The sequence below is a fragment of the Protofrankia symbiont of Coriaria myrtifolia genome (assembly GCF_900634755.1).
Taxonomy (GTDB): domain Bacteria; phylum Actinomycetota; class Actinomycetes; order Frankiales; family Frankiaceae; genus Protofrankia; species Protofrankia coriariae.
Window position 1 is genome coordinate 1 of the sequence record NZ_CAAAFS010000286.1, and the last position, 12083, is coordinate 12083.

The following is a 12083-nucleotide window of genomic DNA, read 5'->3' on the forward strand; positions in this document are numbered from 1 at the left end:
GCGTCGTACAGGGATATTGGGGGATTCGGCATGATGAACGGTGGACGCCGTGGTCGACACATGACAGCTCCCACATCGTGATTATCAACGAGGCGCAGATCGCCGCGGCGCTGCCCGCCTACGAACTTGGCGAGGTCCTCGGCCGGGGAGCTTTCGGGCTGGTGGTGAAGGGCCGGCACCGCGAGCTGGACCGTCCGGTGGCTATCAAGATCCTGCCTGCGGGCACCGATGAGACCGCGGCGAGCAGCCGGGCCGAGGCGCGGCTGCTCGCCGCCCTCGACCATCCGCACGTGGTGCGGGTCTACGACTCCATCCCCGCCGGCGACCTCCACCTGATCGTCATGGAACTGCTCAGCGGCGGCACCCTGACCCGCCGCCGGGCCGGCATACCGCCCGAGGCCGCCTGCGCGGTCGGGCTGGCGGTGGCCGCGGCGCTGGGCAGCGCGCACCAGCGGGGCGTCCTGCACCGCGACATCAAACCCGACAACATCCTGTTCGACGCGGCCGGGCTGCTCAAGGTCACCGACTTCGGCATCGCGAAGCTGGTGGAAGGGTCCGCGACCACCGCCAGCGCGATCGTCGGCACCCCCCGGTACATGGCCCCCGAGCAGCTCCTCGCCAGACGGCTGGGCCCGGCCACCGACCTGTACGCCCTGGGGGTGATGCTCTACGAGCTGCTCAGCGGCGCGCCGCCGTTCGACCCCGCCCTGCCGCCGACCGTGCTCGCCCAGCAGCACATCTACACCGTTCCCGCGCCGCCGGCTGGTGTGCCTGCGCCGGTGGCCGCGGTGATCATGCGGGCGCTGGCCAAGGATCCGGACGGTCGCCAGCCGTCCGCCCACGCCTTCGCTCTGGAGCTGGCCCGCGCAGCCGCCGTGTACGGCCCGGGCTGGACCGCCCGCGCCGGCATCGCCCTCCGCCTCGACGACGACCTGCAGGCTGCCGTCCAGCAGCCGGCCTCCGCGCGGCCGCCGTTCCCGAGCGGCCAGGCCCGCCCGGGCGTCGCGCCGACCGCCAACATCGGCCAGCCGCCCGCCCCGCCCTTCCTCCCGCCCAGCCCTCGCGGCCGCGGAGCCGAGATGCCGTTCCCGGGATATCCGCCGCCGCTCGGCGGCGGCGCGCCGCGTGTCCCGCCGCCTCCACCGGCCGCGTACGGGCCCCCGCCGGCCCCGTACTCCGCGCCGGCCCCGTACGCGGCTCCGCCGGGCTCGTACCCCCCGGTGGCCCCCGGCGGCCCGGGCGGCAGCGGGCCACGGGGTCAACAGCCCGGCGGCGGATATCCACAGCCACCTGGTTACGGGAACCCCTACGGCTACGGCCCTCAGCCACCAGCCCCGTACGGCGCCTCCGTACGGTCGTACTACGCCGGTTGGGGCGCCCGGGTCAGGGGCACCCTCATCGACCTGCTGATCGTCTGGGGTGTCTCCGCGGTCCCGGCCGCCGCTGCGCCTTCCTCCTCGGCCGACGGAATCAGCGGTCTCATCTTTTTCGCGTCCATAATCATCATGTGCTGTCTCGAGGGCGTCACCGGTCAGACGCCGGGCAGACGCATCGCGCGTATCAGGCTGGTTCGCGAACTCGACGGCCGGCCGCTCGGCCTCGGCCGGGCGTTCGTCCGCCGGCTGTGCCACTTCCTGGATGCTCTGCCGTTCTATGTAGGCTTCCTGTGGCCGCTCTGGGACGCCAAAAGGCAGACCTTCGCTGACAAAATCATGAAATCCGTCGTGATCAGGACCAGATGAGCGCTCGGCCCGGTCCCGCGTTCTCACCAGGGCGACGTCCTCGCCGAGAGCGCATCCCGGATCGCCTCCTCACCACACGGGGCCGCGGTACGGCCACACCCCGCCGTCAGCTTCGGCGTGTATGAACCATCCCATGGTGATCCCCTCCCCCGGACGGTCCGGCTCTCGCCCAGGCGGGCTCTTCGCCGCCATCCGAGCGGCGCTGCCGGGCCTTGTCCCGAGCGAGCAGCGGGTGGTCGAGGTGTGCCTGGCCCAGCCGGGGAAGGTGGTCGAGTGGTCGGTCGCCCAGCTCGCCGACGCCGCGGGGACGTCCACCGCCACCGTGGTGCGCGCCTGCCAGCATCTCGGTTTCCGTGGTTTCCAGCATTTTCGCGTCGAGTTCGCCCGGGAGAGCGGCGCCGTGGCGCTGCGCGGCGAGGTCGGCTGGGCGGGCGGTGCCAATCCCGTCGAGCGCCTGGTGGACACCGTCTTCGGCGCGGCGGCCAAGGTGCTCGGCGACGCGCTGGGCCCGTTGGACCGCGCCAGCCTCGCACCCGCCGTGGACCTGCTGGACCAGGCCGGTCGGCTGCTCGTCGTCGGTAACGGCGGGTCGGCACCGATCGCCCAGGACGCGGCCCTGCGGTTCCTCAGCATCGGCCGCCCGGCGGAGGCGCCGGGCGACTCGCTCGTCCAGGAGATCTCCGCCCGGCTGCTGGCCGCCTCGGACGTCTGTCTGGTCGTCACGAGCAGCGGGGCGAACGAGCCCACGCTGCGGGCCGCCGAGGCGGCGCACACCGCGGGAGCCCCCGTCATCGGGATCACCAGCTACACGGCCGGCCCGCTGGCCGACATCGCCGACATCATCCTCGTCGTGGGGACCCCCGACTGGCCCATCGGCAGCGACATGATCGCAAGCCGGCTGGCTTCGCTACTGCTGCTCAACGCCCTGCAGCTCGCGGTAAGCCTGCGCCGGGAGAACAACCCACAGCGCACTGGGACGATCACCGCCAACATCTTCGGGGTACGCGCGGAGCCGGAGAGCCCAGAGCCATCCTGACTCAGAGTGATCAATCGGCCTCCTCGTACCACCGTCCCACCAGGGACAAGGCCGCGGCGACATGAGATAGCCCGAAGATTTATTACGATAAGTGACCGCTATCTGTTTCCAGCCCGTCGAGGGCCATTCATCTGCGCCGCCGACCCTGCCATGTAACGACGAACCGGGATCACCTGATCCTCTGGAACGAACGTACATGGAGCGGCTGGTGGCAGAGATCCGGATCGAGGGCCTCACGAGGTACTTCGGAGGCGTCCGCGCGGTGGACGACGTCTCCCTCGACATAGCGGACGGCGACTTCCTCGTCCTGCTGGGACCGAGCGGCTGCGGGAAGACCACGCTGCTCCGCATGATCGCCGGCCTGCTGGAGCCGAGCGGGGGGCGCATCATGCTCGGCGACCGCGACATCACCCATCTCCCCGCCCGCCAGCGTGACCTGGCGATGGTCTTCCAGAGTTACGCGCTGTACCCGCACCTCACGGTCGAGCGCAACATCGGCTTTCCGCTGCGAGCCGCGCGACGACCCAGAGCGGAGATCGCCCGGCAGGTCCGAGAGGTCGCCGACCAGCTCGAACTCGGCGAACTGCTCGGACGGCGCCCCAGAGAGCTCTCCGGCGGGCAACGCCAGCGGGTGGCACTCGGCCGCGCGCTGGTGCGTGACCCGGCGGCCTTCCTCATGGACGAACCGCTGTCGAACCTCGACGCGAAACTGCGCACGGCGACACGTACCGAGCTCACCGCGCTGCACCGCACGCTGCGACGCACCTTCGTCTACGTCACCCACGACCAGGTGGAAGCCATGTCCATGGCGACCCGCGTGGTCCTGCTAAACGGTGGGCGTGTCGAACAGGCCGGCACCCCGACCGAGGTGTACGACTCGCCGGCCTCGGTGTTCGTCGCCGGCTTCCTCGGTGCCCCGCCGATGAACCTGCTCCCGGCCCGGATCGAAAACCACGGTGGCACGCTGACGGCCGTCGCGGAGGGACTGCGCATCCCCCTGTGGCCGGGCGTCAGCGAGCCCCGCGACGTCATCGTGGGGCTGCGGCCCGAGAACGCGTTCCAGCTCACCGCGGCCGGGGCCGGCGCACCGGTCGGCACCGCATCCCCCGGTGCGCCGGTCGGCGCCGCATCCCCTGCCGGGGCGGGCGCGCGAACCTCGGCCGCCGGACCGGCCCCCGGCATCCACGGCGTGGTCACCACGGTCGAGAACCTCGGCAGCGAGGAGGTCGCCTGGTGCGACGTGGGCGGACAGGCCGTCGCGCTGCGCGGTCCGCGCCCGCTCGGGCTCACCGTCGGTGAGCATGCCCACCTCACCGTCGACGTCTCGCGTGTGCACCTGTTCGACCGGGCCAGCGGACGCCGCCTCGAGTGGCGGCCATCAGCCGCCCGGGACCAGGTGCTCTCCGCCGCTCCCACGCCCGCCGATCCCACACCCGTGATCCCGACGCCGTCCCCCGCCAGCACGGCACCGACAGAGGCGGCCTCGACAACGGCCTCGAAAGCGGCCTCGGACACGACCGCGCGCACGGCCACCTCAGCGACGGTCTGAGTCACCCGGGTCGCCGCGACCCGGGCCACCTCCCGCCACGATCTCCAAGGAGCATGCCCGTGGCTCGATCACGCCTACCTCGATCACGCCCGCTGCGTGCCACGCTGCGTGCCACAGCCGGCCTCACGCTGGTCGCGGCGCTGGCCACCGCGTGCGCGACGTCCTCGTCCGCACCCGCGGGTACGGCCGCCGGCACGTCCGGCACGATTCCCGAGCTCTCCCCGGACCAGAAGGTCTCGATCGTCTTCGAGAGCTACAACCTCACGAGCACCGGGACGTGGAAGCCGGTGATCGATGGCCTGCTCGCCGACTTCCACGCCGCGCACCCGAACATCACGGTGAAGGGCCAGCCGCCGCAGGGGGTGACCGGCACCAGCACCGACTACGTCAGCAGCGTCAAGAACCAGATCCTGGCCGGCAACCCGCCGGACGTCGCCCAGATCACCTTCAACGCGCTGCGGTTCGCCGCCGGCAGCCTGGGCGCCCAGCCGCTCGACACCCTGGTCGGACGGGATGCCGTCCAGGCGAACTTCGGCGGCGACCATCCGTTCGCCCCGACCGCGCGCACGCTCGGCGACGTAGACGGTAGGACCTACGCCGTCCCCTACGTCTTCTCCACCCCGATCCTCTGGTTCAACAGGACGCTGTTCGCCAGGGCCGGCCTGGACCCGGCCAACCCGCCGAAGACCTGGGCGGAGGTGAGGACAGCCGCTCTCGCGATCAAACAGAGGACCGGCACGGACGGGATCGTCGTGGACTGCCTGACGAAGGCGGCCGGCGACTGGTGTTTCCAGAGCATCGTCCGCTCGGCCGGCGGCCGGGTGCTCTCCGCCGACGGCAGCAGGCTGTCCTTCGCCGACGCGCCCGCCGTCGAAGCGGTGTCGATGGCCGCCGACCTGGTGCGCAGCGGCGTGATGCCGAACCTCGACCAGCAGCAGGCGTTCAAGGCGTTCAGCAGCGGCCAGCTCGGGATGATTCTCGAGACCAGTGCCCTGCAGGGGCAGTTCATGACCGGCGCCAAAGCGAACGGCTGGGAACTCGACGCCACCAGCGAGCCCTCGTTCGGGTCGAAGCCCGTCGTCCCCACCAATTCGGGATCGGGGCTGGCCGTCTTCAGCAGGGACCCGGCCAAGCAGCGCGCCGCGTGGGAGCTGATCAAGTTCCTCACCAGCGACCACGCCTACACCCAGATCTCCTCCAGGATCGGCTATCTGCCGCTGCGGACCGGGCTCGTGGACGACCCGAACGGTCTGCAGGGATGGGCGAAGGCCAACCCGCTCATCAGGCCGAACCTCGACCAGCTCACCCGGCTGCAGCCCTGGGAGTCCTTCCCCGGTGACAACTACCTCCAGATCGGGGACGCGATGATGACCGCGGTGGAAGGCGCCGTCTTCAGCGGCAAGGACCCCGCGTCCACCCTGGCCGACGCGCAGAAGCAGGCCGCCACCATCATGCCGGCACGGTGACCCGGTGACCGGGCAGACCCCGCCGACCAACGGTGCCGACCTGACCGACACGACCGGGCGGCCCGCCGGGCCCGTCGCCGCAACCATTGCCGCGACCATTGCCGCGGCGGTGGAACCACGGCGCGTCCCGCTCCCGTCGGGCCCGATCAACCTCCGGGACGTCGGCGGGTATCCGACCGCGGACGGTCGTACGGTGCGCTGGCGGACGCTGCTGCGCGCGGGCTCCCTGCACGGGCTCGACAGCCGCGGCCGGGCCGTCCTCGCCCAGATCGGCCTGCGCACCGTCGTCGACCTCCGCGAGGACGCCGAGGTGACACGCGCCCCGGACCAGCTCGGCCGGCTCGCCGTGGAGCACCGGCGGATTCCCGTCTACACGCTGCCGGTGACCCGGCAGCGGACTGCCGACGACGGGGCCGGTGGATCCGCGTCCGTGGGCTCCTTCACCGCGACGGAGGCCATCCGCGCCGCGAGTGCCTCCGGCGACCTGGGGAGCATCTACGACCACATCGTCGACCACCTGGGTGCCCGCCTCACCGCGGCCGTGCTGGCGTTGGCCGCCCCGGACGCGCTGCCGGCGATCGTGCACTGCAGCGCCGGCAAGGACCGCACCGGCCTGGTCATCGCCCTGGTCCTCGACCTGGTCGGGGTGCCGGCGGAGGTGATCGCGCAGGATTTCGCGCTGACATCGTACTTCCTGCGTGACGAGGCCGCCGCCACCGTCCAGCGGATGTCCAGCTGGCTCTCGGCCGAGGGCACGCCGCTGCCGCCCGCCCTGCTCGACAGCCCGCCGGAGCTCATCCTGCGCTCGTTGGCCCGCATCCGCACCAGCCACGGCGGCACCCGCGCGTACCTGCTCGCGCACGGGGCGACCGGGCACGCGCTGGACCGCCTGGTCGAAGCCCTGCTCGTCCCGGCGGACACACCCGCCTCCCGGCTCGAAAGGGCTCTCGAAAGGACTTCCGTGCCCGCATCCCCGGACCTGACCGCGTACACCCCCACCCACACCCTGATCCAGATCAGCGACACCCACATCGTCCGCGAGGACGAGCTGCTGCACGGCAAGATCGACTCATATGCCACGCTGCGTACCGTCCTCGAGCAGATCGAGGCCGCCGGGACGACGATCGACGCCCTGCTGCTCACCGGCGACCTCGCCGACAGCGGCGACCTGGCCGCCTACCAGCGGCTGCGCGACCTGGTCGAGCCGGTGGCGGCCCGCCTGGGTGCACCGGTGCTCTACGCCGTCGGCAACCACGACTCCCGCGGGCCGTTCCGGGCCGGGCTGCTCGGCGCGGAACCGACGGCGGAGCCGTACGACCATGTGCACTGGATCGACGACCTGCGGGTCATCGTGCTCGACACCACCCGGCCGGGCAGACACAGCGGTGCGCTGAGCACCGCCCAGCTGCGCTGGCTCGCGGACGAGCTGGCCACCCCGGCGGCGGCCGGCACCGTCCTCGCCCTGCACCATCCGCCCGTGCCCTCGCCCATCTCGCTGGTGAACGCGCTGCTGCTCGCCGAGCCGGAGAAACTGGCCGACGTCCTGGCCGGCAGCGACGTGAAGATTCTCCTGGCCGGGCACGCGCACCACTCGTCCGCGGGCGCCATCGGCGCGGTGCCGGTCTGGGTGGCGGGCTCCAGCGCCTACCGGGCAGGCACGATCGGCCCGACCGACCGGTTCACCGGCCTGGCCGGCGGCGAGTACACCCGCGTCGACGTGTATCCGGCGGGAGCCGTCGCCACCGCGATCCCGATCGCCGACACCGAAGTGATCTATGACAGGAACATCGAGGAGATGGCAAAGATCGCCTCTGCCTACGCCTGATCTCTGACCACGCCCGAGACGTACGCAGCCCGTATCCGGCGCCCGTTCACGCCCGTCCCGGCGCGTCTCCGGGACGGGCGACCCGGCGACCCGTCCTCCCGTGCGCCCGGAGCGGACGCCGGCCGGCCGGGGTTCTTCGTCCGGTCGCGGGCTTTTTCTCCCGGACACCCGGAGAGGACGTTCCCAGCCGTGTTCGTCGAAGTCGCCGTCTCCACGGCAGCCACCGGCACCGCCATCCCGGCCGGCACCGCCGGCACGGCCGTCCTGGCCGGCACAGCCGGCACAGCCCTTGTCGACGGTGCCGTCTCCCGCCCGCGCGTCAGCGCCGTCCGGCCGCCGCTGGCCCGCCGGATGCTCGCCGCCGTACCGCCGTACCTGTACCTGCTGCCAGGGATGATCAGTCTGGCGCTGTGGACCTACAAACCGATCATCGAAGCCGTCCAGCTGTCCTTCTACCGCTGGAACCTGCTGCCGACCTCGCCACGGATCTACGTCGGCCTGGAGAACTACCAGCGGCTGTTCACCATCCCGCAGCTACGGGACGCCGCGATGAACACGCTGTGGTACGTCCTTGGCCTGGTGCCGTTCGCCATCATCCTGCCCACCGCCGTCGCGCTGGTCGTCCGTGATCTCAGCGGCCGGTCGCGCACCGTCTACCGGGCGCTGATCTTCCTGCCGATGCTGGTCGCGCCGGTCGCGGCCGCCGCGGTGTGGCGGTGGCTGCTGGATCCCTCGGGGCTGGTGAACCACGCTCTCGGGCTCGGCGCGTTCAACTGGCTGCGGGAGGAGTCGACCGCGCTGTTCTCCATTCTCATGATCTGCGCATGGCAGATCCTCGGTTTCGCCGTACTCGTCATCTCGGCCGGGCTCACCGGGATCAGCGCCGACTACACCGAGGCCGCCGAGATGGACGGCGCCTCGCGCTGGCAGACCACCCGCTGGGTGACGCTGCCGATGCTGCGCTCGACGCTGCTGTTCATGCTGCTCATGACGGTGCTGCTGTCCGCGCAGTGGACGTTCCCGCTGATCGACGTGCTGACCCAGGGCGGCCCCGTGGACAGCACGACAAACGTGTACTACCTGCTCTGGGAGTTCGGCTTCCGCAGCCTGGACTCGGGACTCGCCTCCGCCGCGGGCGTCGTCTTCTTCCTCGCCTTCGCCGTGGTGGCGGCGGCGCTGGTGAAACTGGCCGACCACTACAGCTTCGCCGACAACTGACCCCGACCGAAGGACGCGGACAATGACCGGCAGGACAACAGGCGGCGGGACAACAAGGGGCAGGACAACAGCCGGGGGGCGACGGGCGGCACACGGGTACCCCGCCGGCGAACCGCGGCCGGCCATCTGCTGCTGGCCCTGCTGAGCCTGATCAGCCTGTTTCCGGTGTACTGGATGTTCGCGAGCTCGCTGCGCCAGCCGGGGCGCATCTTCCGGCAGTCGCTGCTGCCCTGGCCGTTGAGCCTCGAAAGCTACCGCTTCGTCTTCGACAACCTCGACATGAGCGCGCTGCTCGCCAACACCCTCGTGATCGCCGTCGTGACCGCCGCCGGTCAGCTCATGGTGTGCCTGCTGGCCGCCTACGCCTTCGCCGCCTGGGAGTTCCGCGGCAGGAACATCCTGTTCCTGATGTTCGTCGCCACCTGGCTCATCCCGTTCCAGGTGACGATGATCTCCAACTATCTCGTGCTGTCGAATCTCGGGCTGTTGAACACCCTGGCCGGCGTCATCATCCCGAACCTGTGCTCGGCGCTTGCCGTGCTCATGCTCCGCCAGCACATGCAGGCCTTCCCCCGGGAACTGCTCGACGCCGCCCGGATCGACGGGCGGGGCTCGTGGACGATCCTGTGGACGGTGGTCGTGCCGAACCTGCGGCCGGTGCTGGCGTCGCTGTCGATCCTGCTGTTCATCTCCGCCTGGAACGACTACTTCTGGCCCGCGCTGGTCCTGCAACGGGCGAACTCCGTCGTACAGCTCGGCATCCGCGGTTTCCTGACCGAGGAGGGCGACAACTGGGGTGCGTTGATGGCCGCGTCCGGTCTTGCCTGCCTGCCCGTCTTCGCCCTCTACATGGCCATGCAGCGTCAGGTCGTCGACGCCTTCGTGCGGTCCGGCCTGCGCTGACGGGCACCGGCCGGACCGCGGGAAACGGCACCGGCACGGACCCCGTCAGGCGTAGACCTCCTCAAGCCATGCCTGCAGCGCCTTCTCCGTGCCCTGCTGGTCCGCGTCGGACGCGAACAGGTGGGCGGCGACGGAGACCTGCGCCCCGAAGGCGTTACGGCCGAAGACCCGGTACAGCGCATCCTCGGTGCGCAGGCCGAGGAAGTGCGGGGCCAGATAGTCGACGACAGCGTCCAGCGGCCGAAGACCGGGCAGCGTGACACGGACCTGGTCACCCTGCCTGGCTGCGCCGAGCCCGAGGGCACGGCGCAGCGCGTCGAACCCGTCCGGGGTGATCGAGGAGGCCGGCGCGTCGACCGACACGTAGCTCGCCGGGCGGCGGCTGAAGTAGCGCAGGTACTGGCCGAGCGTGTGCAGGTAGAAGTCGGTGTGCCTGGAGGCACCGTCGTACTGGTTGTCCCAGTCGTCGGCGAACATCCCGCTGTGCACGTAGCGGACCCAGGTCGTCCCGCCGTCGCGGGCCTCGACGAGGTGTTCGAGCTGGTTGAACCAGCCGTCCGGCCCCTCGGAGCGGACGATGAGGTGGTGCGGCGGCTCCCAGGCCAGCAGCGTGCCGCCGTCCCAGGAACCGCCCACCTGTGGCTGCGGGGCCTGCGTCGGCCACAGCCAGCCGGCGTTGCCGATGGTGACCGCGTCCCAGTACTCCTCGGGTGTGGTCGGCAGCAGTGTCTCGCGCTCGATCGCGAACTTGCGCCCGGACTGGTTCAGCTGCTCGTTCAACATGGTCAGTTCCCCTCGGTGTGACCGGGCCCGGCCGGGCTCGGGCGTGGGTTCGGATTCGCATTCGGGATCTTCAGGCTGGGATGCAGGGCGATCACCAGGCGGTGCCTGCGCCCGCCCGGCGCCTTCTCGTCGTGGTATCTGGCGACCAGCGCGGTGACGGCGTCGGACAGCTCCGCCGCGAAGGCCGCCCGGTCGGCCGCGGTGGCGAAGCGGATCTCGCTGTCGACGGCGAACGTCGCCAGCCGCTGGCGGGCCGCGGTGGCGCCGGCGAGCAGTTCGCCCACCTCCCTGATCAGGCGGGAGGCGAGGGCGAGCATCCAGCGCGCCGAGGTCTCGTCCCGGGCCCGGTCGGGGTCCGGGGCGACGTCCGCCAGCGCGGCCGGGGAGATGACGTAGGAGCTTGCGGTGGCCCGCAGCACCCGTTCGGTGCAGTTGCCCCTGCGTCGTTCCTCGACCAGCTCGACGAGGCCGTGCTGCTCCAGCGCGCGCAGATGGTAGTTGACCTTCTGCCTGGTCAGCCCGGTGCGGGCGGCCAGTGTGGTGGCCGAGCCGGGCTCGGCCAGCGCGGCCAGCAGACGGGCGCGCACCGGGTCGAGCGAGACCTCGGCGGCGGCCGGGTCCTCGATCACTGCGACATCGAGCATGGCCTCATCATGGCCACCGAAAGAAAAATTTGTCAAGGAAGCTTCTACTGTCGGATGCCCAGGAGGCGGGATGCCGGGGCCGGCTGGTCGCGGGGGACGATGAGCTCATGGCGGAGCGATTCGAGTACAAGGTCGTCGAACTGCGGGAGGGCCTGATCGGCGGCAAGATGTCCGGCGACCGGCTGGAGAAGATCCTCAACGAGCATGCGAAACAGGGATGGCAGCTCAAGGCGATCACCACGACGGAGGTCAAGGGGCGCATCGGCCCCGGAGGCGTCGACGGGGTCCTCGTGACCTTCGAACGACGCCTCGACTAGAGCCCCGAGAAGATCAGCCCATTGGGCATCGCGCGCTGCCACGCGTCCGAGCCGATCGGTGCGGCGGCCCCGCGGGGGCCCGCTGAGCGTCCGCGGAATGTGGACGCCGCGAAAACCCGTTCAAGCATCGGACCTACCCGCGCCACAGGCGTACCCATACCCGTGACCTGGATCACCTGAGTCGGAATCGGGCGTGTGGAGCGGGACCATCGGAGTGCGAGAGGAGACTGTGCGTGACGTCGACGCAGGATACGACCCAGGTGGCGCAGGCCCTGGGACGGCCGTTCACTGTCGGTGATCTGACCGTGGCGAACCGGATCGTCATGGCGCCCATGACCCGCCAGTTCTCCCCGGACGGCGTGCCCGGTGACGATGTCGCGGCCTACTACGCCCGCCGGGCGGCCAGCGACGTAGGGCTGATCATCACCGAGGGCACCTACGTCAACCACGCCTCGACCGGCAGCAGCGAACGGGTCCCCCGGTTCCACGGCACGGACCAGCTCGCCGGCTGGGCCCGGGTGGCGGAGGCGGTGCACCGGGCCGGCGGCCGGATCATCCCGCAGCTGTGGCACGTCGGCGCGACCCGCGCCGCGGGTGCCC

General features: G+C 71.1%; 10 protein-coding genes and 1 pseudogene. 9 read left to right on the plus strand and 2 right to left on the minus strand.

Features of this window, described 5'->3' with window-relative positions:
- The 7 genes from CM1CMNOD_RS15940 to CM1CMNOD_RS15975 all read left to right on the plus strand — a co-directional run.
- Positions 1-1742 (plus strand): protein kinase domain-containing protein (locus tag CM1CMNOD_RS15940; RefSeq protein ID WP_207387503.1); only part of this gene is annotated, 1742 nt, incomplete at its 5' end.
- 133 nt (positions 1743-1875) lie between these two features.
- Positions 1876-2778 (plus strand): MurR/RpiR family transcriptional regulator, encoded by a 903-nt coding sequence (locus CM1CMNOD_RS15945; RefSeq protein ID WP_013874622.1) that lies wholly within the window; start codon positions 1876-1878, stop codon positions 2776-2778.
- Positions 2779-2986: 208 nt separating this feature from the next.
- Positions 2987-4327: an ABC transporter ATP-binding protein gene (locus tag CM1CMNOD_RS15950; RefSeq protein WP_083828524.1), complete on the plus strand. Its 1341-nt coding sequence runs from the start codon at positions 2987-2989 to the stop codon at positions 4325-4327.
- A gap of 53 nt (positions 4328-4380) precedes the next feature.
- Positions 4381-5793, plus strand: coding sequence for an ABC transporter substrate-binding protein (locus tag CM1CMNOD_RS15955; RefSeq protein ID WP_043603895.1), 1413 nt, complete (start codon positions 4381-4383; stop codon positions 5791-5793).
- 4 nt (positions 5794-5797) lie between these two features.
- Entirely contained in the window at positions 5798-7618 is a 1821-nt protein-coding gene (locus CM1CMNOD_RS23255; protein ID WP_013874625.1) for a tyrosine-protein phosphatase, read from the plus strand.
- A gap of 189 nt (positions 7619-7807) precedes the next feature.
- Positions 7808-8836, plus strand: coding sequence for a carbohydrate ABC transporter permease (locus CM1CMNOD_RS15970; RefSeq protein ID WP_013874626.1), 1029 nt, complete (start codon positions 7808-7810; stop codon positions 8834-8836).
- 126 nt (positions 8837-8962) lie between these two features.
- Positions 8963-9739, plus strand: a complete 777-nt coding sequence (locus CM1CMNOD_RS15975) for a carbohydrate ABC transporter permease (protein ID WP_043603899.1) — start codon at positions 8963-8965, stop codon at positions 9737-9739.
- Between the two features lie 45 nt (positions 9740-9784).
- On the opposite strand, the gene CM1CMNOD_RS15980 is transcribed toward CM1CMNOD_RS15975, so the two are convergent.
- Together CM1CMNOD_RS15980 and CM1CMNOD_RS15985 are read right to left on the minus strand one after the other, a co-directional pair.
- Positions 9785-10522, minus strand: coding sequence for an ATPase (locus CM1CMNOD_RS15980; RefSeq protein ID WP_013874628.1), 738 nt, complete (start codon positions 10520-10522; stop codon positions 9785-9787).
- A 2-nt stretch (positions 10523-10524) separates the two neighbouring features.
- Positions 10525-11166 carry an ArsR/SmtB family transcription factor gene (locus CM1CMNOD_RS15985; RefSeq protein WP_013874629.1) on the minus strand — a complete coding sequence of 214 codons (642 nt, stop codon included), beginning with the start codon at positions 11164-11166 and terminating at the stop codon, positions 10525-10527.
- Positions 11167-11273: 107 nt separating this feature from the next.
- On the opposite strand from CM1CMNOD_RS15985, the gene CM1CMNOD_RS15990 reads away from it, so the two are divergent.
- Complete coding sequence (locus CM1CMNOD_RS15990) at positions 11274-11483, plus strand: DUF4177 domain-containing protein (protein WP_013874630.1); 210 nt, start codon at positions 11274-11276, stop codon at positions 11481-11483.
- 233 nt (positions 11484-11716) lie between these two features.
- Positions 11717-12083 (plus strand): annotated as a pseudogene (locus CM1CMNOD_RS15995) (12-oxophytodienoate reductase); the annotation flags it as partial.

Excerpts from the sequence above, each read along its gene's own strand:
- CM1CMNOD_RS15990 (WP_013874630.1), top strand. The coding sequence starts at position 11,274 with ATGGCGGAGCGATTCGAGTACAAGGTCGTCGAACTGCGGGAGGGCCTG.
- CM1CMNOD_RS15945 (WP_013874622.1), top strand. The coding sequence starts at position 1,876 with ATGGTGATCCCCTCCCCCGGACGGTCCGGCTCTCGCCCAGGCGGGCTC.
- CM1CMNOD_RS15985 (WP_013874629.1), bottom strand. The coding sequence starts at position 11,166 with ATGCTCGATGTCGCAGTGATCGAGGACCCGGCCGCCGCCGAGGTCTCG.
- CM1CMNOD_RS15980 (WP_013874628.1), bottom strand. The coding sequence starts at position 10,522 with ATGTTGAACGAGCAGCTGAACCAGTCCGGGCGCAAGTTCGCGATCGAG.
- CM1CMNOD_RS15955 (WP_043603895.1), top strand. The coding sequence starts at position 4,381 with ATGCCCGTGGCTCGATCACGCCTACCTCGATCACGCCCGCTGCGTGCC.